Source organism: Actinoplanes sp. NBC_00393 (assembly GCF_036053395.1).
Taxonomy (GTDB): domain Bacteria; phylum Actinomycetota; class Actinomycetes; order Mycobacteriales; family Micromonosporaceae; genus Actinoplanes.
In genome coordinates this window covers 3691605-3713451 of sequence record NZ_CP107942.1, presented here as the reverse complement: position 1 = coordinate 3713451, position 21847 = coordinate 3691605, and the positions used below count along the sequence as shown (strand labels likewise).

23 protein-coding genes are annotated in these 21847 nt (G+C 67.8%); 11 read left to right on the top strand and 12 right to left on the bottom strand.

Annotated features, from left to right (window positions below; translation table 11 throughout):
- Positions 1-30 precede the first annotated feature (30 nt).
- The 4 genes from OHA21_RS17570 to OHA21_RS17555 all read right to left on the bottom strand — a co-directional run bounded on the left by OHA21_RS17570 (position 31) and on the right by OHA21_RS17555 (position 4399).
- On the bottom strand, positions 31-378 hold the full coding sequence (locus OHA21_RS17570; RefSeq protein ID WP_328475120.1) for a hypothetical protein: 348 nt from the start codon (positions 376-378) through the stop codon (positions 31-33).
- 989 nt (positions 379-1367) lie between these two features.
- Positions 1368-2219, bottom strand: a complete 852-nt coding sequence (locus tag OHA21_RS17565) for a DUF1028 domain-containing protein (RefSeq protein WP_328475119.1) — start codon at positions 2217-2219, stop codon at positions 1368-1370.
- Positions 2220-2299: 80 nt separating this feature from the next.
- Entirely contained in the window at positions 2300-3037 is a 738-nt protein-coding gene (locus OHA21_RS17560) for an LPXTG cell wall anchor domain-containing protein (protein WP_328475118.1), read from the bottom strand.
- A 423-nt stretch (positions 3038-3460) separates the two neighbouring features.
- Positions 3461-4399 (bottom strand): hypothetical protein, encoded by a 939-nt coding sequence (locus OHA21_RS17555; protein ID WP_328475117.1) that lies wholly within the window; start codon positions 4397-4399, stop codon positions 3461-3463.
- A 187-nt stretch (positions 4400-4586) separates the two neighbouring features.
- On the opposite strand from OHA21_RS17555, the gene OHA21_RS17550 reads away from it, so the two are divergent.
- The 3 genes from OHA21_RS17550 to coaD all read left to right on the top strand — a co-directional run bounded on the left by OHA21_RS17550 (position 4587) and on the right by coaD (position 6593).
- On the top strand, positions 4587-5318 hold the full coding sequence (locus tag OHA21_RS17550; RefSeq protein WP_328475116.1) for a class I SAM-dependent methyltransferase: 732 nt from the start codon (positions 4587-4589) through the stop codon (positions 5316-5318).
- Positions 5315-6007 carry an SDR family NAD(P)-dependent oxidoreductase gene (locus OHA21_RS17545; RefSeq protein WP_328475115.1) on the top strand — a complete coding sequence of 231 codons (693 nt, stop codon included), beginning with the start codon at positions 5315-5317 and terminating at the stop codon, positions 6005-6007. The genes OHA21_RS17550 and OHA21_RS17545 overlap by 4 nt, the downstream gene beginning before the upstream one ends.
- Positions 6008-6110: 103 nt before the next feature.
- Entirely contained in the window at positions 6111-6593 is a 483-nt protein-coding gene (gene coaD / locus OHA21_RS17540) for a pantetheine-phosphate adenylyltransferase (protein WP_328475114.1), read from the top strand.
- 166 nt (positions 6594-6759) lie between these two features.
- Here the strand turns inward: coaD and OHA21_RS17535 are convergent, their stop codons facing one another.
- From OHA21_RS17535 to OHA21_RS17525, 3 genes are all read right to left on the bottom strand, one after another.
- A complete protein-coding gene (locus OHA21_RS17535; RefSeq protein WP_328475113.1) occupies positions 6760-7011 on the bottom strand; it encodes a hypothetical protein in 252 nt (83 codons plus the stop codon).
- 263 nt (positions 7012-7274) lie between these two features.
- Complete coding sequence (locus OHA21_RS17530) at positions 7275-7874, bottom strand: hypothetical protein (RefSeq protein ID WP_328475112.1); 600 nt, start codon at positions 7872-7874, stop codon at positions 7275-7277.
- 642 nt (positions 7875-8516) lie between these two features.
- Positions 8517-9230: a DUF1963 domain-containing protein gene (locus OHA21_RS17525; protein WP_328475111.1), complete on the bottom strand. Its 714-nt coding sequence runs from the start codon at positions 9228-9230 to the stop codon at positions 8517-8519.
- Positions 9231-9422: 192 nt separating this feature from the next.
- Here OHA21_RS17525 and OHA21_RS17520 point away from each other — a divergent pair, with 192 nt between their 5' ends.
- On the top strand, positions 9423-9866 hold the full coding sequence (locus OHA21_RS17520) for a hypothetical protein (protein ID WP_328475110.1): 444 nt from the start codon (positions 9423-9425) through the stop codon (positions 9864-9866).
- Between the two features lie 243 nt (positions 9867-10109).
- On the opposite strand, the gene OHA21_RS17515 is transcribed toward OHA21_RS17520, so the two are convergent.
- A complete protein-coding gene (locus tag OHA21_RS17515; protein ID WP_328475109.1) occupies positions 10110-11573 on the bottom strand; it encodes a hypothetical protein in 1464 nt (487 codons plus the stop codon).
- Positions 11574-11801: 228 nt separating this feature from the next.
- Between OHA21_RS17515 and OHA21_RS17510 the strand changes: the two genes are divergently transcribed.
- Both OHA21_RS17510 and OHA21_RS17505 read left to right on the top strand, forming a co-directional pair.
- Positions 11802-12170 (top strand): hypothetical protein, encoded by a 369-nt coding sequence (locus OHA21_RS17510; RefSeq protein ID WP_328475108.1) that lies wholly within the window; start codon positions 11802-11804, stop codon positions 12168-12170.
- Positions 12171-12264: 94 nt separating this feature from the next.
- Complete coding sequence (locus OHA21_RS17505) at positions 12265-12840, top strand: GNAT family N-acetyltransferase (protein ID WP_328475107.1); 576 nt, start codon at positions 12265-12267, stop codon at positions 12838-12840.
- 189 nt (positions 12841-13029) lie between these two features.
- Here the strand turns inward: OHA21_RS17505 and OHA21_RS17500 are convergent, their stop codons facing one another.
- Positions 13030-13995, bottom strand: coding sequence for a helix-turn-helix transcriptional regulator (locus OHA21_RS17500; protein ID WP_328475106.1), 966 nt, complete (start codon positions 13993-13995; stop codon positions 13030-13032).
- A 93-nt stretch (positions 13996-14088) separates the two neighbouring features.
- Between OHA21_RS17500 and OHA21_RS17495 the strand changes: the two genes are divergently transcribed.
- Positions 14089-14457 (top strand): VOC family protein, encoded by a 369-nt coding sequence (locus tag OHA21_RS17495; protein ID WP_328475105.1) that lies wholly within the window; start codon positions 14089-14091, stop codon positions 14455-14457.
- A 110-nt stretch (positions 14458-14567) separates the two neighbouring features.
- On the top strand, positions 14568-15083 hold the full coding sequence (locus OHA21_RS17490) for an NADAR family protein (RefSeq protein WP_328475104.1): 516 nt from the start codon (positions 14568-14570) through the stop codon (positions 15081-15083).
- A gap of 129 nt (positions 15084-15212) precedes the next feature.
- On the opposite strand, the gene OHA21_RS17485 is transcribed toward OHA21_RS17490, so the two are convergent.
- Positions 15213-16829, bottom strand: coding sequence for a hypothetical protein (locus OHA21_RS17485; RefSeq protein ID WP_328475103.1), 1617 nt, complete (start codon positions 16827-16829; stop codon positions 15213-15215).
- A gap of 298 nt (positions 16830-17127) precedes the next feature.
- Between OHA21_RS17485 and OHA21_RS17480 the strand changes: the two genes are divergently transcribed.
- Positions 17128-17862, top strand: coding sequence for an alpha/beta fold hydrolase (locus OHA21_RS17480; protein WP_328475102.1), 735 nt, complete (start codon positions 17128-17130; stop codon positions 17860-17862).
- On the top strand, positions 17859-18215 hold the full coding sequence (locus OHA21_RS17475) for a VOC family protein (protein WP_328475101.1): 357 nt from the start codon (positions 17859-17861) through the stop codon (positions 18213-18215). Before OHA21_RS17480 ends, OHA21_RS17475 begins: the two co-directional genes overlap by 4 nt.
- Before the next feature lie 70 nt (positions 18216-18285).
- On the opposite strand, the gene OHA21_RS17470 is transcribed toward OHA21_RS17475, so the two are convergent.
- Together OHA21_RS17470 and OHA21_RS17465 are read right to left on the bottom strand one after the other, a co-directional pair.
- Positions 18286-19149: a class I SAM-dependent methyltransferase gene (locus OHA21_RS17470; RefSeq protein ID WP_328475100.1), complete on the bottom strand. Its 864-nt coding sequence runs from the start codon at positions 19147-19149 to the stop codon at positions 18286-18288.
- A gap of 134 nt (positions 19150-19283) precedes the next feature.
- Entirely contained in the window at positions 19284-20675 is a 1392-nt protein-coding gene (locus OHA21_RS17465) for a hypothetical protein (protein ID WP_328475099.1), read from the bottom strand.
- A gap of 236 nt (positions 20676-20911) precedes the next feature.
- On the opposite strand from OHA21_RS17465, the gene OHA21_RS17460 reads away from it, so the two are divergent.
- Positions 20912-21739 (top strand): hypothetical protein, encoded by an 828-nt coding sequence (locus OHA21_RS17460; protein ID WP_328475098.1) that lies wholly within the window; start codon positions 20912-20914, stop codon positions 21737-21739.
- Positions 21740-21847 lie beyond the last annotated feature (108 nt).

The following is a 21847-nucleotide window of genomic DNA, read 5'->3' as shown; positions in this document are numbered from 1 at the left end:
ATCAGGCGGTGACGGCCGGACCCTGCAGGGTCAGGAGGTTCGGGCAGCGAGGCGCAGCAGACCCTCCGCCGAGCCGAGAACCTGTCCGTTCACCCGGATCGTGGCGGGGACCCCGACCGGGCTGTGCAGCGGCCGGCGTGGCCGCGGCGCCCGGGTGCCGGCCGGTGCCTCGGGCACACCGATCAGCTCACGGAGTTGTTGGGGCGTGGCGTTCACCGCGTCCGCCAACTCGATCAGAACGGCCAGGCATCCGCCACACCGGCACAGGGTTCCAGGAGCGGCGGGGTGCGTCTGGCGGCGAAGGACGCGGTGGACGTAGCGGACCTGCTCCGGCTTCAGCGGGGCAGGCGGGGTGGAATCGGCAACACGACGACGCACGGGATGGATCTCCTCTTCGAGCCTCGCCCAGGTGGGGCGAGAAGCACTGACAACCCGGTTTCGGGCATGGCGGATTACGCGATGTGTCAGTGGTCGAAGAGGTGGCGCGCGAGCACCGTAGCGATCCGTCCTCTCTGCCGGCCTCGCCGGCTCGTCGTTGCCTCGGGGGAACGCCGGACTTTATCGCGAGTCTCCCCGTCGCGGCGAACCAAAAAGCGCAGGCGGTGGTGTGGCACGCTTTCTGGCGTGCTCGCCCTGGTGACCGTGGCCCCGCTGCTCGACTATCCCGGCGCCGTGCCGACCGAACCCATCGGACGTGCCCTGGTTACTGAACTGCTGCAACGCAACATCCCCACCCGGGTCCTCGCCGAGCCGAGCACGGGCGACTGGCCGCCCGAGGTGGAGCTCGTCGCCGGTTGCATCACGCGGTGGGAGGAGACGCCGGACGTCTTCGACGGGGTCAGCACGGTGTTTCTGGCCGGTGCGGACCCGGCGACCGTCCACGGCGCCCTCGACCTCGCCCGGTCCCGTGGCGTCGCCAAGGTCGTGAACCTGTCGTCACACGGCCCCGACGTCGAGATCGCGCTGCCGCCCGAGTACTGGCACTGGCTGGCGGTGGAGGTAGTGGTGGAACGCTCCGGCATGGCGTGGGCGCACGTCGTCCCATCCGCGGTGATGGCCGCGACGCTGACCGGGGCGTACCCGCTGGCAAGCGGCAACTGGGCCGGCCAGATCGCGCAGCGGCGGCCCCTGCGCGTGCCGTACGCCGACGCCAAGGTGCCGCTGATCCACGAGAGCGACCTCGCCGAGGCCGTCACCCACGTCCTGCTCGACGAGAGGGTCGACGGCCGTCGCATCCACGTGGCCGGCCGGCCCGTCAGCGCCGCCGAGCGCGTGCAGGCGCTGCGCGACGCCACCGGGCTGCCGATCACGCTCGATGCGGTCAGCGCTGAGGAGGCGCCGGTGGTGCTCCGCGCGACGGGCATGCGTCATGACCGGTCGGGGAGCGCGCCGCCGGAGCGCAGCTGGGCCAGCACCAGCGGGTCGATCGCGCCCGGCACGATCCGCTCCTCCAGGTTCTCGATGCCGGCCCAGCTCGCCAGCGCCTCGTCCAGATCCGCGCCGGCGTGACCGGCCTCCGCCAGCCTCGACCACACCTCGGCCGCGATCGCGCCGGTGAGCGGGATCAGCGTGTCCGGGTCGGGGCGCTCGAAGTAGAGCGTGTGCAGCTCCAGCAGCCGGGCCAGCTCGGTGACCGGGTCCGGGTGGTCGTCGACCCGCAGATCGGCGAGGACGTCACTGGTTCCGCCGTACCCCATGCCCTTCGCCACCACCAGCAGCGCGGCGCTCTGCCGCCCGCGCCGGTCACCGCCGGCCCGGTCGCCGGCGCGCAGCGCGTCGACCAGCCGGTACTGCAACCTCGACTGATCCGCGCCGGCCAGCCACGCGGCCTGCATGTCGGCGACCACCTGCGGGCCGGCCAGCATGTTGCCCTGGATCGCGTACCCGTCCCCGGCTGCGCCGCCCGCCCACGGGTGACACTGCTCGCCGGTGAAGGTGGCGCCGTCGCCGTGCGTGCCGACCACCCCGACCTGCCGGTGCCCGACCGGACCGTCGTCGCCGGCAATCAGGGCTTGGACCGTGCGGGTCGCGGTCACGCCGGTGCCGAGCAACGCCAGCGCCTGCGGGCGATAGGCAAGATTTGCGTACGACTGCGTGGCGACTGCGCCGACATCAGCGAGCGCGGCCGGGACAGCCGCTCCGGCGCCGAGGAATTTACTGGCCACAGCAACACCGAGTGCGGTGCCGTCGGTAGAGCGGGCGACGATCGAGAAGGTCATGGCGAGACGTTAGCCGTCGCGGGTTGCCGCGCCGGATCGCGCCCGGCTCGACGGAGTGCAGCCGGGCGCGATCAGGTCGGCTATGCCACGAAGCGGGACCGGCGCCGGCGTCCGATCAGGTAGCCGACACCGCCGAGGAGCAGAAGCGCACCGCCGACGCCGACCACAGTCCCGGTGTCGGAACCCGTCACGGGCAGCCCACCGCCCTCGCCGTCCTCGCCGTCGGGGGCGGCCGGGGTGGCGGAGGGGGTGATGGTTGTCGTGGCGCTGGGCGTCGCGCTCGTCGTGGCGCTGGGCGTCGCGCTCGGTGTCGCGCTGGGTGATGCTGAGGGCGGAGACGCGCAGTCAAGCTCACGTGCGGCGTACAGACCCTCGTTCAGGTAGGCCAGGGACGCCTCGATGCTTCCGTCGTCGAGCACCTTGTTCGAGGCCGCCACCACGGTGGGTCCGGCGTCGGTCATGGTTCGGCCAACCGAGATTCGCAGGGCCGCGGTCCAGGCGGTCAGCATGCGCTTCTTGAGGAAGGCCCGCAGGTCGTCGGCGGGGCCGTCCAGCCGTTCCTGCAGTTCGGCAGGCAGGACGGGCAATGCCTCGGCTTTCGTCGCAGCAAGGATCTGGTTGGCGACAACCCGGATCTCCACCTCGGGGGCGGTGTCCAGGTCGATGGTGACCAACTGGCGGATGTCCTTGTAGAGCTTGCGCTCGACCGTCTGGCAGGACGCGTCGAGCCCAGGCGCTGCGGATCCTGCCGCCGCAGGCGCCGCGGGGATCAGCAGGGCCAGCGCCATCAGGACACCGGCCGAAGTCTTTCGTAGCATGTCGGTCTTACTCCCCGTTGAAGATCAAAGCCTGGCGATACTACCGGCGGTAGGCGGGTGGGCAAGACGGGGGTATTCGTCGATGAGCGACGAAACTACAGCCGCCCGGTTCGATCGGCGTGGTCAAGGGAGGATTGTCCGCCGTCGGCGTTCTGACCGACTCCTCGACGAGGATGCCCCTTGATGTCAGGTGGTAGCTTGCGGAGGAAGACGGTTGCGCATGCGCCGTGGTGGGCCGCCGGATTGTCCGCCTTCACCCGCGTCCTTGGAGATGCGATGACGAACAACAGCACGCCCGGGGGCGCCGGAGATCTCGGGATCTGGGCGAATCTCGGGGTCTGGGTCGCCTTCGGCGCTGCCTTCGGCCTTCTCTTCGGCGTCATCGTCGGTGGTTTCTTCGACAACGTCGCTCTCAGCCTCGGGCTAGGTTTGTCCCTGGGCGCGGGCCTGGGCGTCAGCGTCGGCTCCGTCGTCATCGCGCGAAGGAACGCCCGCGGCAGATCCTGAGCGTCGCGCCCGAGTGGGCGCCACCGATTCGGCGGGGAATCGGCCGACCCGCGCCTCGTCGCGGAAGGAAAGCCCGGCCGCGTCCATCGCCGCTCGCAGGTGGCGAAGCGCGTAAGGCCCGACTCCGTGGAGCGCCAGCACGTCGCTCTCGGTGAGTGCGGCCACCTGTTCGAGCCGGACAACGCCGTGCGCGGTGAGCGCACGTGTCGCGGCGGCGCCGATGTGTGGCAGCGGGGTGCCCGGCTCCGCTACCGGCCGCCTCTGGGCCGCTCGGGGATGTCCCTCGTGGTCCAGGACAGCGGCGCCACGCGCCGAGAGCCGGTAGCCGATGTCGAGTGATTCGGTCAGGCCGCGCTCCTTGAGCTTGCGCACGTTCTGTTTGAACGACGGGGTGTCTCGGCCCATCCGTTGGGCGAGGTCAGGTGCCCGGGTGGCCGGCAGTTCGTCGATCAGCAGAAGCGTCGCCCGGGTCCACGGCCCCGTCGGCGAGGCGCGGTCGAGCCGGTCGAGCCACGCGACGATCACGTCGATCTCCGCAGCGTCGGGTACCGCCTCGCGCAGCGCGTGCCGCGGGTCGACGCCCGCGTACCGCAGCCCGATCCGGTACACCGGCCGGTCGGAGTGCAGGCGGTCCAGCCCTTCGCGGAGCGCGGCCAGCGACGCCGCGCCCGCCCGGCGGGCGTCCGCGGCAGTCAGCGACCGCACTGGCACGCGGTCGACGGAGGTGACTTCGACCAGCCCGACCGCGGTACGCATCCGGGTACCCGCCTTGACCCGAGGCCGATCCCACCGGCGGAACGCCACGTCGATGTCGCCGGCCCGGATCGCCGCCAGTTCTGCGGGACGTATCTGCACGCCAACCAGTTCAACACACACCACGACCCATCCGTAGGGGCGGCAGGCGAAATCCGTACGCGTCAGGCCCGCGCAACCGCGGCGGCCAGCAACCCGGCATGCGGCTCGGCCGCAGGCATCGACGATTACGTGTGAACCGGTGCACTTCTTGTTGCTCCCGCCGTGGCCCGCCGGGTTGGGTCAGCGCATGGCTCTGATCGCGTACGACAGTGCGCAGGTTGCGGCGTTCGAGGCGACGCGGCATCTTCGCGACGAAGACCTCGACACCTGGCGCGTGGCGATCCAGCGATATTTCGATCCACGGCCGGGAACGCGCCTTCTGGACCTCGGATGCGGCACCGGCAGCTGGTCCCGTGCGTTCCGCACCTGGTGGCCGACCGTTGACGTGGTAGCGGTGGAGCCCTCCGCAGCCATGCGCGAGCGGGCCCTGCTCCAGCCGGTCCTGGCGGGAGCCGCCGACGACATACCGTTGGCGGACGCAAGCGTGGACGGGGTCTGGCTGTCCACCGTGATTCACCACATTCCCGACCTCGTCGCGGCCGCGACCGAGATCCGGCGGGTACTCAAGCCCGGCGCTCCGGTGCTGATCCGGTCCGCGTTCGCCGGCCGGCACGAGGCGATCAGCCTGTTCCGCTGGTTTCCGGAAGCCGTCGCCGTGCTCGACCGCTACCCGAGCATCTCCAGCGTCGAGGCGGCTTTCGCGGTCGCCGGGTTCACCACCGCCGGGTGCGAGCCAGTCCCGCAGGTGACCGCGAAGTCGATTGCCGAGGCCGCTGCCGGCCTCCGGCGGGAAGCACACACCCCGCTGCAGCTGATCAGCGACGATGCGTACGCGGCAGGCGTAGCCAGGCTGCAGGAAGCGGCCCGCACGCCGTCCGGACCGGTCGTCGACGCCCTCGATCTGCTGGTGCTGCGGTGAGCCGCGCCCGGTTGGCAGTCGTCACCGGTGCCGGGCGAGGGCTCGGAGCGGCCCTGATCGAGAACCTTGCCGAGCAGGGTTGGGACGTCGTGGCCTGTGTACGGACCGAGCCCGCGGCTGCGGCGATCAAGAATGATCATGTCGTGCCGGTGATACAGGACGTCCGAGAACCGGTCGGCGCGGCTCTGTTGGGGGCGATCGGTGGTCGACCGGTCGACGTCCTGGTCAACAACGCCGGCATCGGAGCACCAGCCCAGCCGCTGGACAGTTGTGACCCGCAGACGATCCTGGACGCCGTCGACGTCAACGTGGCAGGCCCGTTGCGCCTGGCACAGGCGCTACTGCCCATGCTGCTGGCCGCGCCCGCCCCACTGATCGTCAACGTGTCGTCCCGGCTCGGCTCGCTGGCCGCCCAGGCCGCAGGCGACTTCGCCGGCCGCCGGACCAGCTACGCCTATCGCATCTCCAAGGCCGCCCAGAACATGCTGACCATCGCACTCGCCCAAGAGCTGTCCGGACGCGTCCGCTGCTGGGCGGTGCACCCGGGCAGCCTCACGACGGCGATGGGCGCGGCCGACGCAGACACCCCGGCCCAGGAGGCCGCCGCCCGGCTCGGACGGCTGCTCGACAGCCCCGACGCAACCTCGCCGCGTTACCTCTCCCTGGACGGTCCTACCCTTCGCTGGTGAGCATGACCCACGCCAGGTCAGGATGTCTGCGGCATGTCACGGTCCCGAGTCCTATTGGCACAGGTACAACTGAGATGATCGTCGCCATCTGGTTGGAGTCGCGGTGACAGCTACAACGGATCGTGAAGCGGCGCCGGTAAATGGTTCGTTGGCCGTCTATCCCGGTACGTTCGATCCGTTCACCGCCGGGCACCACGACCTGGTGGCCCGTGCCCGGGTGATGTTCGACCGGATCATTGTGTTGCTGGCGGTGAACGCTGCCAAGCGACCAACCGTCGAGGCCACGGCCAGAGCCGTACAAGTGCGCGACGCCCTGCCGGCAGCCTGGCACAATGTCGAAGTGGATGCCTGGACCGGCCTGACTGCCGCCTACTGCATGCGCCGCGGCGCCACGGTCATCCTCCGATGCGTCCGTACGGCCGCGGATCTTCACTACGAGTACCAGCTCGCCGCGATGAACGAGCAACTCAACATTCCGACCGTCTGGTTGCCATCCCGCCCGCACCTGGCCGCCACCTCGTCCACGGTCGCACGCGCATACCGCTCAGCACAGCTGACCCGTCCAGCGCATAGCGCTGAAGAGTAACGCCCAGCTGTACAGGAGGGGGGCAACGCCTCATAACTGGAAGCACACGACGTGACAGTGCGTAAGCACCGGGCACGCGCGTCGCGGCAGATCCGATGTCAGAGGACATGGCGCCGACTGCAGCGACCTGAAGTTTCTCCGGCGGTCATCGAGCCGGGTCCAGCGGTCATCGGCGGTGATCGCGGGCTTCACGCACTTCCGTACGGCTGTTCGCTCGGCGGATCACCAACAGTGCGACGATCTGGATCATCAAGCCAGCAGTCATTGCCCCGAAGGCCCACACCAAGACCCACTCGCGGTCGTTCACGTTGTCGACGAGGGCCCATCCTGTCGTCACGAGCACCCCGCCCAGCAGCCACGGAACCCACGGTCGAAGCATGAGCGGCGTCTTGGCGTTCGGCTGCTCGATGTTACGCATCGATGTGAGTTACCCGTGAGGTCAGACCGATAAGCCGCCGTAGGTTCGCTCATCCGCTACGGAGCATCCAGCCGACGCAACGTTCGTGACGCTCCGCGGCGGGCAACTCGCTGCCAGAAGTGCGTACTCAAATGAGTCTTTTCCAACCTGACCGCAGCCCCTACTCATTTCGTCGGCATCTGGGCGATCGGGTGGCGGCGGCGATCAAGCTGACCGTCGGTCTTTGGCCTCCTCGATCAGGCGCAGTGAGGGTGAGTCCGTCATCAGCACGCGGGAACACCGGGGACCTCATTGTCACTGGTGAAGGTGATCGGCCGCTCCAGCGGAAGATCACGGGTAGTGGCGATGCCCAGCCAGCTAATCTTGAACCGGAGGAAATCAATGGTCATGAAGCTGTTATCCGCCATGGCCGGCTGGCACGTGAAGGTCAGCGACCACTGGACGGTCGCCTCCTCTTCGGGGGCCAACGTTATCTGCTTGAGTGCGGTCGCCGACTTGTTGAAGCCGGGGACGCCCGGCACGAAGGTGACCTGTTGATGTGAGAGCCATCCGACCTTGTCGACGTCAAGGCCGTGCATGGTGAAGGGCAGGTGACCGTCGTTGCGAACGCTGAAGGTGGCGGTCACGGTCGCGGCGTGCGGGCCACGCACCACCATCCGGGTCTCGGTCACGCCGTCGTGGGCCCACGACATGCCCTCCCCAGGACCGATCACGCTGCCTTCACCCATCCGAGGGTTGCCCCACCACACGAAGGTGGCGCCAGCTATCGCGACGAGCACGACAGCAGCGATCACCAACCGGCGGCGCTTCGACCGCGGGGGTGGATCACTCACGGAGGTCGTGCCGTCTTCCGTCGTATCCATTCCGATTTCCTGTACCGCTGGGCTCCGCCGTGGAAATCGTGTCACACGGTGCCGAGCCGGGTCGGCGATCGCCGATTTCCTGTCCCGGCTCGCGAAGGACCCCGCCGAATACTTCGGCATCGGGCTCGAAGGACATTGGAAAAACAGGCCCGGCGGTTGCGCCTACAGCGAGGATAATGAGCGATCCACGGGTACATGGCGTTGCAGAGGATCGCGAGCGGGTCATTCGCGGTGACGATCATGGCGGAGTGGAAATTGCGCGGATATGCGCTCTCAACGAGCTGTTGCACGGCACCAACCTGCGGCCTGAGCGGCCTCGTAGCAACCGCGCCGGAATGTGCGGACCGGGACCCTGGGGAGTTCCGGCTCCTTGGCGGAGCGGAAACCAGTCACTCCTCGTTCCAGCCGAAACATCGCACCATCCTCCCCGAGTCCGGTGACACGATACGACGGCACCAGGGAAGAGCGACTCGGCGCGCTTTCATCGACACGACGAGTCGACGAGCCAGCACGGCGACCACGGTCGTCGCGGGGCGGGGCACTGGCCCGAGCGCGGATCGCGGCAGATCCGCGCACGGGATCATGGAGAGGCTCCGGTGTTGATCGAGGTCTGAGGGCTGGCGGCGACCGATGGGCTACTGCTCAGGCGACTTCGTAGCAGCGGCGTACGCGGTCCAGACGGCCGATGCATAGGTCAGCCTCTGGAATCCAGAAGGAGACGTTGACGACCTCACCCCACGCCGTACCCGGTTCCGCCTCTACCTGCAGAAGGGGCCGGTGCCCTGACGGATGGGCCGTATCGCTGTCGCAGTAGCCGAGAAGTCGATGCCGCGGTGCAGGCAACAACGACCCAAGCTCCTCCAGCAAATTGATCAGCTCGACAATGTGGATGCCTAGCGCCCTGTCCGCGTCATCACGCAGGCTGGGTAGAGACGGCGCCATGGTGGCGCTCAGTGTCAGGGCGGGGATGGTGGCGACTGTTTCTGCTCCGGCGCCGCCGGTCAGGTGCAGGACCCGGCAACCGTCGTCGCCGTGCTCAAAGTCGTAGGTCGCGCGGAACTCGTCGTCGTGGAAGAACAGCAGGTATCCCTCGGCCGGCAAAGGCCACTCCGCGCCGAAGATCGGCGCGACCTCCGCGCAGTCGATCTGTGCCAGCAACAGCATCGGAGTTCCTTGATAGACCGGCCATGTGAACGGTCCGGTCCGTGGAGCGCCGCCGACCATGCTGCCGCTGACCGACGCTTCGGTCCGTCCGGTCAATCCGACCGACGGTCGCACTAGCGCAAGGAAGTTGTCCGCAGTCTTCGGCGCCAGCCGGCGCCTGATGACGGTCTGGACATCAGAGGAAAGATCCATCGCGGCCGAGTCTCCCATGAATGACCTGAGCCTCATGGTGCCACCGCACTATTCTCAGCACGAGAGCGTGCTGAGACCCTGCTTGGCGGCTACGGTGCGTCACGGTCCCCGGTCGGTCGGCGCGCTCGCACGGCGGCCAGATTCGGATATGGCTCTGGTCGTCAGTAGCGGGCTCTGGCGCAAACTGCGTGATTGATCTTGGTTTCGTTTTGCCTGATCGGTCGAGGGCGCCTTACCGGATGCGATCATGTCGACGTGGTGCAGGTATCGATTTCACCTGACGGCGATGACCTTGGTGTCATGCAGGTGTTGCTGGAAGAGGGCACGTGGGTCCTTCAGGTCCTGGCGTCACCCGAAGAGTTGGTCACTCTGCGGTCTATCCGCGAAGCGGACTGGGCCGCGCGGCGCGCCCTGCGCGTGGGCACCGTATTCGGCGTTCCCGTCTTCTGGGCCTTCAAGGACGACATCGTCACTGCTTTGGTTGGGCAGGACGATGAGACCTGGCAGATAGCCATGACCATGCCGGTGGAAGCGGTCGACCGGCTTGCGGCGATGGCTGTGGACCATTTGCCCAGGCCGGAGCAGCCGGAACCCGATCCACTGCCGCCCTATCCGGGCCAGCTAGAAATCTTCTGACGGTCCGTCCTCCAGCGGCGTTACTCGCGCAGCAAGACGCGTTTGCGGAGCAGTTCGAAGCCGGCCCGGCCGTACATCTGTAGCTTGATCATCTTGATGCGATGATCGGCGCGTACAGAACGCCCGCTCATTGGTCAGTTGACGACGCAGGGCCAGGCACGCTCGCCGATCACCGGCTGTAACCGCTTGTGATTGCAGAAAGGCTTTAACAGCGGCATGAGCGGATGTTATGTACGCCGTCTCTTATAACGCCTCGACGACCGGTTCCCAGTCGAGTGACGGGTTGGCGGCGGCGTCGGTGGCTAGTTCCGCGTCGTCGAGCAAGGCGGTGATCTTGTCGGTGGGTAGGCGTGGACAGCGTGCCATTGCCTTGCGGACGCACTGGTGCGGGTCGGTGGTGAGGTGCGCGATTACCGTTGGATCGGCGTCGGGGTCGCGGGCTGTCAGAAGTCGCACGTGCGGATCGGCGTGATCGGCGAAACGCGACAGCCCGGATCGCGGGAACTGCGGCAGGGCGAGCAGGCTGGTCCGATTTCGGTTCTCGAGGTAGCAGCTCAGCAGCAGTTCACCGGGAGCATCGGGGTGGTTCGAGGCCAGGTTCGCCCGTACGCCGGCATCGGGGTCGGCGGCGAGAGCGGCGACCGTCTCGGCAGGTAGGTCCGGGCGCTGCGCTGCCCGGCGGCGCAGCCGTGGGTTATCCGAACTGGCCCAGAGCAAGGCCTGGTCAGGGTCCAGGTCCGCAATTCCGGCGAGGACTGCCCGTTCTTCTTCGGAGACGTACGCGTGAGTCGCGACGGCGAGGCGAACAGCGTCGTCGGGGTCGGCTGTGAGGGCGGCGACCTGCTGGTGGGTAAGCCCGGTGCGGATGGCGATGACCGCACGGACGGCCGGGCTCGGGTCGGTGAGCAGGGCCGCGACCTGCGCGGAGGTCAGGTCTTCACGGCCGGCGATGCCTGCTCGGACCTCGGCGTCGCGATGGCGCGACAGCATGTCGACGATCGTGGGCGTGACAGTCGGGTTGGTGGCGATCGTCCGGATGGCCTCGACGTCGTCGCCGGCGGCTACCTGTTCGGCGAGCGCCCGGGACAACGGCCGATGCAGCACCCGCCAGAATGCGTGGCAGTGCTGGCCCGGTAGGTCGGCTGGTTGCATGAGACGCGTGTGCTCGGCGATCGAAGCGGCTGCGGCCGCTGCCACCTGCGGGTCCGGGTCGGACTGCAGGAATTGCAGGTCGTCGCGCCAGGCGTAGGTCGTCGCAAATCGACGTACCCGCGGGTCAGGGTGCCGGGCAGCGATGGAGACCCGGTTCCAGTCCGCGCTGAACACCTCATCGAACAGTTCGTAATCCGTGAACGGCAGGTCTTCTGGCGGGTCGAGGAGGTCCGTCATCAGCCGGACCAGGGCCTCGTCGGACAGCGGCGGCTGTTGCTTTCTTCTGGTGAGGACCCGTAGCCGCACCCGCCAGTCGGGATCGTCGAGCAACCGGTCCCGGATCGCCGGAGTCAATCGCGGGTATCCGGCGACGGCGAGCCGGACTCGGCGCATCGCGTGGCTGGCCATCTGCGCCTGCAACGCAAGCGGCAGTACGTTGCGGGCGCCAAGCCCTGTGGCAACCGGCTCCGGCCAGTCGCGTAGCAGGCGCATCAGTACATCGGCCGGGACTACCGGATTCTCCGCCAGTCCGCGTAGGACGAGATCGCGTTGCACCCGAACGAGCGTAGGCGACCAGCCAAGCGCTCCGGGCACTCCTACGGCGGCTGACTTGATCGAGTGCACTCAACTCGGCATGAGCGCGCACCGGCGTCCGCGCCGGTCGCACAGAGCGTGACGGCTGTATGGGAGCGTCGCGCACTGCCGGGCGGCATGAGCGTGCGCCGGTCGCGGGAGAAAGCTGCTCTACCCTCGTCTCGTGCTGGTGGAGCATCGAGGAGTGCCGTGACGAACGAGCCGGCCTGGCCGCTGGAGAAACTGTCTGCGCTCCGGCTCGGCAGGCGGCTGGTAGTCGAGGTGCCCGCTACGAATCCGGGACGGCGTGCCTTCGTCGACATCAGGCCGGACAAGGTCGGGGCCGATATTCGCGCACGCGACGAGGGGTGGACTCACCGAAGCACCGCCCGGTCGTTCACGGTCGAGCACTGGGAATACGACGCCGCTCTGATTGACGGGTTCGACTACGACATCGGAGCTGAATTGCTGCGAAGCGCCGTCGCGGGCGACGAGGCTGAGCTCTTGACGGTTCTGCGAGAGTGGCGGCTCAACCCGTCACAGTTCCGCTACGCCTGGGACACCGCCGATCCTCGGTAGCTTGATAGAGCGATCCCGTCACCCAGCGCGGATTGCGGCTGCGACGTAGCGTTCTTCCTCCAGTCATCTAGGTCGATTTCGCAGGGAGACGTACATGGTCGCTGTTCTGGAAGTGGCGGCAACGCCATGGGCGCCGGCCCTTGCTCTGCGGGCGTGGCACCACGACGACGTGGCGATGCTGACCCGGATGGGTCCCGACGACGCACTACGCCGGTGGGCCGGCTTTCCCGCTGGCAACACCGAGGAGATCCGGCAATGGGTCACCGCGCAACATGATGGCCGCGAGAGCGGAGACCGGATCAGCTACGCCGTACGAGAGGTCGATCCGCGGGGGTCCGGGGCCGGCGAGCCGGCTGCTCATGTCGTACTCAAGCTTCGCCGTGATGGCGGGGAGCCCGTGGGCGAGGTCGGTTATTGGACGGCGCCGTACGCCCGCGGCCGGAACATCGCCGCCCGGGCGCTCGATGTGCTGTGCCGCTGGGCATTCGACGAGTACGCATCGGCTGGGCTGGCCCGCCTGGAGCTGATCCACCAGGTCGACAACCATGCGTCCTGCCGCGTGGCAGCGAAGGCTCAGTTCTCCCTGCTCCAGGTTCTGCCGCCCCGGCCACCGTGGCCGCTGGAAGGGCATCTGCACGTTCGCGACGAGGTAGTGGCGACGCCTGCCTAAGGACCCAGGCACTGATCTCGGTGCGAGCGTGCGCCGCCCCGCCGGGACCACACGTAGCGTGACGCCACGCTGAGCGCCGCGCGGTCGGCGGCAAAGCCCCGGTTCATCGAGGCTGACCGCAGCCAGGTGCCGCTCGCTGACACTGGCCATGAACTGTTGCGCATCCTTGGGACAACCAGGTATTGCTGGTCAGGACGTTGGTGACGGCGCATAGTGGCGGGCAAGGTCGGCAGCGAGGGCGCGGAGGTGAGCCCTGGCTTCGGTGGGGCCGTGCACCGTGATGGCGTTCCCGAAGGGCAGCAATGCTCGCACGTCCTCCAGATGCTGGAAGCGAATTGTCACCTGGTGGCCGGTGGCGGATTCTTCATGGTCGTCGCGGACGAGTCGCAGGCCGAAAATCCGTTGCGCTCGCTTGATCTGGGTCTGGTCGATGGTGGCGTTGACCTCGATCGCGTGGTTGTGCGCCCACTGGTCAATGAGCGCTGCAGCGACGGTGGCCAGGGTCTGGTTCTCGCGGAGCCGTCGTGGCTGGTCGACTTCTTTCCACATCGTGATCCGTTCGAGTCGGTACATCCGTGGCACTCGGGCACAGTCGGCGACGAGGTACCAGATGCCGGCCTTGGCGAACAGCCCGTAGGGATCCACGACCAGCTCGCGTGGGCATGGCTCGCGTGGACTGCCGTACTCGATCCGTAGCCGGCGTCCTCGCCGCACTGAGCCGATCAGCGAAGCCGGAGTCGTACCGGACGCTGATGTATGGAGCCAGGGGCGGCTGTCCACGTGCACTACGTCGGGGAGCGGCAGGAGATCATGAACCCGACGTGACTGGGTAGCGGCGATCTTGTCGAGCACACGCCGCCTATCGACCGATGCGTCGAGCTCCGCACGTTGCTTTTCATCCAGCCCGACGAGCGAGAGATGATCACGCTCGTCAGGCGTGAGTCGCGTGAGGTCGAGCCCGGACCCGGGCAGCATGGTCACCCCGCCGAGGCGGCCCCGGTGTGCGGTCACCGGCAGACCGGCGTCGCGGAGCCAATTCAGGTCCCGGTTGATGGTTCGAAGGGAAACCCCGAGCGCCGAGGCAAGCTCCTGTGTGGTTGCGCCGTCCCTCGACTCGAGAAGCAGCATCAGGGCGAAGAACCGGTCCGGGGTCACATACCGAGTTTCTCAAGAAATTGCGACACGATGCGGCGCATATTGTGGCCAGGCTGGTGGATGCGTACCTACAACCAGCGAGAAGGAACAACCATGACCACATCCGTCGTGTCCATCGTCTACGTGAACGACGCTCCCGCCGCAGCTCGTTTTTACGGCGACCTCCTCGGCATGAGCCCTTCGCTCGAGACTTCGGGATACATCACCTTCGACCTCGGGCCGGGCGCTGACCTCGCTCTGTGGTCCGGTCAGATCGAGGACCTGTCGCCCGACGTACCGCGTACCAGTGAGGTTTGCCTGGCCATCGAGGGTGGACGACCTGACGAGATCACCGCGATCTTCAAGCAGTGGCAGTCGAAGGGCGTCACGATCCTGCAAGAGCCGCACGATGCGGGGTTCGGCCTGACCTTCCTCGCAGCCGACCCTGACGGGAACCGTATCCGGGTCGCACCGAAAGACTAAGAGTGCACAATGCTCACAGAGGGGCAGGAGCGTGCGCCGTGAACGCGGGCGGCGGCGGATCCGGATGGTGTGGTGGCAAATCGGTTGCTGCTTTGTCGTTGTGTGGCACCGTGTGGATCTCCGCCCTCTACCGCGAGGCCAAGGTGACGATCTACTTCTACGGCGCCGACGAGGTTCCGCACGGCTGCTTTTCCAACTTCTCCTCGCACGGCTTCGACCTCGACGGGCGCTGGTGGCCGACGTCTGAGCACTACTTCCAGGCCCAGAAGTTCGTCGGCACCCGCCACGCTGACCTGATCCGCCGGGCGGCCAGCCCGTTGCGCGCTGCCGAACTGGGCCGCGACCGGTCCCGGCCGCTGCGCCGCGACTGGGAGCGGGTCAAGGACGACGTGATGCGTCGGGCCGTCGCGGCGAAGTTCGCTGCCCACGCCGACATCCGTGCCGTCCTGCTGGACATCGGCGACGCCGAGATCGTCGAGGATACCGGAACCGACCACTACTGGGGCCGAGGCCGGACCGGCACCGGTAAGAACATGCTCGGCCGGATCCTGATGCGCACCCGCACCCAGCTGCGCGCCGACCTTGCTCACAACGACCACATCCGGGACGGCCGGCAGCATCGATAGTTCTCGAGCGCGACGATCGGCAACCGCCCTCGGTGGCTGATGTGCGCACGTCTGGTCGCGCCGCAAGCCGTACCTTCCATGAATACGGCCGGCGGCGGAGTCAACTTCGCGACGGCCGGACGAACCCGGTCAGGACAGCTGGAACGTTGTCCGGACCGGGGCGCCCGCGACCGAGTCGATCTTGAGCTGGTAGGCCGGCACCTGCTGCCCGGCTTTGGGGAAGACCCATCCGTAGGGGCGGGCCTTGTCGCCGCGCCAGACGTCGGACAATCGGCCGGTGGTACTGACCGTCAGGCGCCGGCCGGACGGGTGCCGGAAGTCCTGGGTTCCCGGAACGCGCTTCCAAGCCGGGTCGAGATGCCAGTGCTGGGACCATCCCGCCACACTGAAGGCGTCGGTGACGGTCAGGTGCGCCTCCGCCGGAGAGACAGTGATGTCGCGTCGGTGTTGCGTACCGTAGACGTTGTCATTCACCTGGATCCTGTGCTGGCTGCGGCCGAAGTTGGTGACGGCTGTGCTCGTGGATGCCGCGGCGACCTTGGCCCCGGCCGGTGCGGCAACGTTCTGGCTTTCCGGCGTGAGCCGGTAGCGGGCCTTCTCATCGCGCGTGTTGTAGCTGTAGCGGCCGGTGCCGACGATGACTCTGACGCCCAGCGCCGTCCAGGTCACCCCGCCGGCGCGGTTCTCGTGCCCGTGGGCGCGGCGTTGCGGGCCGTACCGGACGGTGTAGTAGGTGGCGTCCGGGTCGGTCCAGCTGCTGCGGCCGATGATCCAGCCCGCCTCGTCGTCGTGCAGAATCGGCCTGTCGGTCTTGTCGCCCGGTGCGCCGGCTCTCGTTTCCGAATCGCCGATCAGCACGATGCCGCCGTCCGGTTCAGTCATATGACGGAAGGCGCGATGGGCTTTCAGCGCCGTGGCCCGGACCTGCTTGACCGCTTCGCCATATCCGGGCAGGGTCTCCAGCCTCTTCGCCGCGTTCTCCCACATGTGCGCGTTGACGCGCTGATAGTAGGACGACTGTTCATGGGTCACGCCCTGCGCGGAGAACGACAGGGGTGCTTCGGCCAGGATCCGGTCGACGGCCAACCTGGCCCAGTCCGGCCGGTCCGCCAGTTTCCCCGCGGAGAACATGGCGAGATTCGCCATGAGGCCGTGGTTGTGCACCGGCCGGAACGGGGGACCGTAGTACCGGTCACCGGTGAGCACCTCGACGTCGGCGACCATGCCGGCAAGCAGCGCCGGCGAGCGGGTGAGCGCGTAGAGGCAGTTCTCCACCTGCAGCCGGCGCACCGCGGTCCCCTCATCCCACCCGTCGGCTTGCCGTTTCGGATCCGGGTTGTGTTGATGAAACTGCACGACCTGATCGACGAGGTTGGTGAGGGAAGCGAGCTGGCCGTCGCGGGCCGCCCGTATTGCCAGCGGGGGCACCCACATCAAACTCTGGTACTGCAGTCGCCAGGTCGGATCGGCCACCGGGGGTTGGCGCCAGGACCCGTGATTCATGTCCCCGACGGTGAACGGCACTGCCGGTGGCAGGGTGACGACGATCGGCTGGCCGTCGGAGACCGGACCGGGTGCCGCGCCCGGGCACAGCGCCTTCACGTCAGGGTCGGTGGCCGTATCCGCGGGCAGGGTTTTGATCACGGGCAGCGGCCTGTCGTCGAGCAGCCGTGCGGGTATCGCCACCTGTGTGTAACCGAGGATGACCAGGACGCTGAGTACGAATCCCTGGGCAATTCCCCGCACTTCAGTCTTCCCCCGTGTTGATCACCGTGCTCGCCATCCTACTGAGACTGTCTACAAGTACACCGTGATCGGGGGGTCACCGCCGCCCCGCCGGGACGGGCAGGTCACCCCCTACCGCAGCAGGCTGACAGCCACGGCGGCCGAGGAGGCGTTATGTGCGGATGCCGATCCAGCCTTCCGGGACCGAAGATGAGCACGGCCCGGCTGATGGCGGTGTGGGTCGTGTGGCGGCAGAACGACAACGGCAACCGATTCGAGGTCGCGCGGAGCTGCTGCGCTGCACAGTAAACTCCCGCGGGTGCGTAATTACCGGGAAATGGACATGGGGTGGGGCCGGCTCGCGTACCGGAAATTCGACCCCGACCCGGACCTGACCGCCGAGGCTGTGCCGATGATGCTCCTGCACGGTGGCGGCGGTGACGGCACCACATGGGATGACCTGGTGGCGACCTTCGCCGAGCGGCGCACCGTGTACGTTCCGGATCTGCGCGGCATGGGCCGTAGCGACCGGGCCGGGCCGTACTCGATGACGGTTATGCGGGACGTGGTTCTGCTGCTGCTCGACCGGCTTGCGCTGGACCGGGTGATCCTGGTGGGTCATTCGCTGGGCGGCTTCGCGGCGATGCTGGCCGCCCAGGCGGCGCCGCACCGGGTGACCGCCCTGGTCCTCGAGGAGTGCCCACCGCCGGTCCCGCTCGGCATTGCGGTCCCGGCAGATCTGGACGACTCCGCGCCGTACTATGACCGCGAGATCCGCCCGTCGATCCTGCGCGACCTCAACGCACCCGATCCCGCCTGGTGGCGAAGCCTCGACACGATCACCGCACCGACGCTGGTTCTCGCGGGCGGGCGAGCCAGTTTCCTGCCACAGGACACGATTGCCGCAGTGGCGGCCCGCATCCCGGCAGGCCGGCTCGTCACCATCGAAGCCGGCCACCAGATCCACCGGGACGCGCCGGACGAATTCGTCGCCGCCGTCAATTCGTTCCTCGGCGCCGCCGCGGACGGGGCGCAGGAACGGTGCTGCGAATGAGACTGCGTCACGTGACCGTCGATTGTGCGCGCCCCTACGAGTTGGCTGCGTTCTGGAGCCGGCTGACCGGCTGGCCGATCTCCGACATTGATCAACCGGGTGATGACGAGGTGCTCGTCGAGGGGCCTGACCGGTTGCCAGGTCTGCTGTTCGTCCGGGTTCCCGAGCCGCGCGCGGTGAAGAACCGGGTCCACCTCGACTGGCAGCCCGACGGGCGATCCCGCGACGAGGAGGTCGAACGGGCCGTCGGCCTCGGTGCCACGATCTACGAGGACCACCGTGGTGCAGAGGACCGCGGCTGGGTGACGCTGCGCGATCCCGAGGGCAACGAGTTCTGCATCGAACAGCAGTGACGTCGACAGCGGCACCTCGAGATCGCCTGCGCGCTCATCTCAACGGCGAAGCGCCGGATTGCCGACCGGGTCAGCCCTCCTGCGGCGCGTCGGCTTTCTGCGCACGCAGGTAGGCCGTCGCCATCGTGCGGCGACAGCGGGCCCCGGTGGTCGCCATGTACGACTCCAGGCGTTCTCGCTCGTCGCGGGTCAGGGCAGCCGCGATCGCCTCGCCGTAGGTGGGAGCCAGCGGGTTCGGAGCCGTCTGTTTCACCGCCTGCCAGTCGGTGAACGGCTCAGCCGGAACGTCGAGTTGAGCGCGGTAGTCGAGTTCGACCGCCTCGAAGCCGGCCGCGGCGGCCCAGGTCAGCAGGTCGCGTTCGTCAAAATCGACCAGCGTTTCCGCGGCACCCATCTGGCGGGCGACCTTCGCCAGCAGGTCGTCGACCGGGGTGCGGCCCAGGCCGAACAGGTCGCCGGGGCGGTGCAGCACAGCGAACCGGTTGATCGGCTCAAAGATCGACAAGCGGCCACCGGGGCGCAGCACCCGATGGAACTCAACGAAGGCGGCCTGTTTGCGGGCGCAGTAGATGAGAACCGACCGGGTGGTGACCACGTCGACCGACGCGTCCGGGACGGTTGCCAGGTCATCGGCCGCGGCCCGTACGAAGCTGCACCGCTCGTCATGAGCGGCGGTCCGCCGGCATTCGTCAAGCAGATCCGCCGAGATGTCGCTGAAGATGACGTGCCCGCCCGGGCCGAGGCGGTCCAGCGCGCCGAAGCCGACAAGGCCGGTGCCGCAGCCGACGTCGAGCAGCACGTCGTCCGCCCGCAGATCAGCGCGATCGAGGACTCCGTCCCGGAATGCTTCCACGCTCGAGGCGTGCCGGGCGCGGATGGACGCGCCGTCGCTGTCTCGCCGCGTCAGCAACCATTTCGCCCAGACGTCGCCCACCCGGCCACCGTAGCGGCTGCGTCGCAGGCGCGCGTCCGCCGTGCTGCGGCGCCCGGAACTCGACCAGCTTCCGGGCACCGCGGACGATGACTTCGGTGTCGACAGTGAGGGCCCGGGGCGACGAGTCGGGGAGCTCATTCGGTTCGGGCTTTTCCCTGACGCTTCGCGCGGTAGCGTTCGAACAGCCATTGTGGAACCTCGACCGGTTCCTTCCACCAACTGCCCTTGCCGCTGTGGATTTCCAGCAGGCTGAATGTCTGCGCCCAACCGCCGTCGCGCTGCGGTGTCTCCTCCTTCCAGGGCGTGCCGTTCGCGAGGCAGTGCATTCGCGCCATGTGGCCGGCAGAGTCGATGCTGTCGCCGTCGTCCAGGAAGGCGAAGTAGCGGTATTCCGGCCGGTCAGCCAGTACCCGCCGCAGATACCGTTCGGCCGCGTCGGCGTCCACCTCGCGGGCGTGGTAGGCGACTTTGCCCTCAGCGATCTGTTTGAGCCACAGGGACGGCGACCAGACCGGCCAGCCGACCGCAGCTTCCTCGCGGCCGCCGTACGCACCGTAGTGACGTACCAGGGCCATCGGCCGGTCGCTGCCAGGCGGAAGAATCTCGTAGTACCTGTAGCGCCATGGCGCTTTCAGTTTCTCCGCGGTCTCCGCGGAGATCTGCACCGACTCGGGGTCGCTGTCGCGCGTTTCCCGGCCGTGGTAATCCGACGGAACCCACTGCGGGCCGCCGCTGAGTTTGTCCTCATGCACATCGCCGTCGACCCGCCATTGCCGCACGACTGTCTGCGCCTGGTGTACCGACTCGACACCGCCGTGCAGAAAGGCGTAGTAGGTGTACTCCGGAACCGGCCGTGTCCCGCCCGTCGATCGCCGATGCCGGAAGGCTGCGACCGCCGCTTCGTCGATCTCGAGCAACGTTTCGTCGCGCAGACCCCGTACGCCATCGATGATGTCGTAGGGCATCCAGTCGGGTCCGAGTCGTTCGCGTACCCCGTTTTCCTGCGCGGCGTGGATCCTCAACACCTCGGCCGGATCGGCCAGACCGAACGTAGCTCCGTTGCGCTTGACCACCGCGAAGTAGCGGTGCTCAGGCTTCGGCAGGTCACGCAGATAGTCCTCGACCGTTGCGGCCTCGACCGTCTCGACGTCGTAGTCGTCCACGCCCGCCTCGATGCGATGGAGCCGCCGAGTCGACTCCCAGACTCCGCTGGCGCAGGTCGACTCTTCGAACCAGACCGTCGCATTGCTCGGCGAAATCACCACCCGGGCGTACGCCACGGTGCGCCCCGACGCTCGATCGACGATACGCCGATAGCTGTACGACCACCGAGCGGCCAACCGACTCGCCGTACCCTCGTCCACTTGAACGGCGCTATGCCCCGCGGCACGGCCGGCTCGCTCGACCCCGCCCGTCGATGGCCTCCATTCCATGCCGGGTCCGATCTGCTCCTCTTCGGCGGCTGCACCATCACCGCGGACGCGGAAGACACCCAGCGGCTTTTCCAGCCCCCACTCATCCTTCACGTGAACGTAGTAGCGGACTAGCTGGGCCTGGGCCGATGCAGGCCTCTGCCTGTCAGCCTCACCCGGGTGCGAACGTTTGGTCATCCTGGCCTCCCCGCGTCAAAGCAACGCTAATGATTCCGCTGCCTCGGGCAAGTGCACCTCGTTCTGGCACAGCGAATGACGATGGTGGTTCCTCGCACCCGCCGGAACCGCGTACGAGCGAATGCAGTGATCACATCACCTACAGTGACTCCATGCTGTTGGCGGTGGGAGCTCCACGGATTGTCGGAAACGCCACGGAACCGCGGCTGCGTTTCGTCGAGCAAACGAAGCCGGAAGGCGCGTGGGCCGGCCGACGGTTGCTGACCGTCGACGAGGCGCCGGCGTTCGAGTTGAGCTTCTGGTGTGGCACGTGCCAGTTCCTTTTCGAGCGCCTCGAAGGCGCGACGACGACGTTCTCACCCGACGGCGCGGATAGCTTGGCCGCCGGGCCGGACGGTCTCGACGAGGAGGTGATTTCCCAGTTCGCGGCTCTGCTGCCGGAAGGCCGGTATCAGCCACTTCTGCTACAGGTGGAGCCGCGCCTGATCAATCCGTCGAAGGCCGGTGACTACTTCGCCGAGGAACAGGTCGCGACGTGGGGACTCGAATCCTTCTGGGGGCTGCCGGCATATCCGCGTACCCCGTACTACCGCACCTACGAGACGGCAATTGACGCGGACGCGCACCTGTACGAGTTCGTGGTCCCGATGGTTCCGCCCTCATGGAACGAACGCGACCGGGTCACCGCCTACGCCGCCCACCTGGCCGGCGGCGCGATACCAACGGCGGTCGCTGTCTCGATCCTCGACGTCTGCGCACCCGCCGACGAGCAGGGACCCGACTACTACACACATTGGGCGCTCGCCCATTTTTTGCTCGACGGACATCACAAGATGCAGGCCGCAGCGGAAACCGGCCGTCCGCTACGCCTGCTTTCCCTGCTGGCCATCGATGCAGGCCTCGCCGAAGCCGTACAGGTCGCCGACCTGCCCACCCTTCGTGCAGCCACACCGCAGACTCGTTCCCGCGCCCACGCGTAGGCCACATAGTCGTTCGTGTTGTGCCGCCGCGCTGTTGCGAGGGCCGGGCCGGAGGACGTCTTGCCACCCCTGACTCGCGGGAACGCGGGGCTGTAAATCGTCCTCCGG

Bases quoted from the DNA above. Each gene is read 5' to 3' on its own strand.
- OHA21_RS17565 (WP_328475119.1), bottom strand. From the start codon at position 2,219: ATGACCTTCTCGATCGTCGCCCGCTCTACCGACGGCACCGCACTCGGT.
- OHA21_RS17560 (WP_328475118.1), bottom strand. From the start codon at position 3,037: ATGCTACGAAAGACTTCGGCCGGTGTCCTGATGGCGCTGGCCCTGCTG.
- OHA21_RS17550 (WP_328475116.1), top strand. From the start codon at position 4,587: ATGGCTCTGATCGCGTACGACAGTGCGCAGGTTGCGGCGTTCGAGGCG.
- OHA21_RS17535 (WP_328475113.1), bottom strand. From the start codon at position 7,011: ATGCGTAACATCGAGCAGCCGAACGCCAAGACGCCGCTCATGCTTCGA.
- OHA21_RS17530 (WP_328475112.1), bottom strand. From the start codon at position 7,874: ATGGATACGACGGAAGACGGCACGACCTCCGTGAGTGATCCACCCCCG.
- OHA21_RS17525 (WP_328475111.1), bottom strand. From the start codon at position 9,230: ATGGATCTTTCCTCTGATGTCCAGACCGTCATCAGGCGCCGGCTGGCG.
- OHA21_RS17505 (WP_328475107.1), top strand. From the start codon at position 12,265: ATGGTCGCTGTTCTGGAAGTGGCGGCAACGCCATGGGCGCCGGCCCTT.
- OHA21_RS17495 (WP_328475105.1), top strand. From the start codon at position 14,089: ATGACCACATCCGTCGTGTCCATCGTCTACGTGAACGACGCTCCCGCC.
- OHA21_RS17475 (WP_328475101.1), top strand. From the start codon at position 17,859: ATGAGACTGCGTCACGTGACCGTCGATTGTGCGCGCCCCTACGAGTTG.
- OHA21_RS17460 (WP_328475098.1), top strand. From the start codon at position 20,912: ATGCTGTTGGCGGTGGGAGCTCCACGGATTGTCGGAAACGCCACGGAA.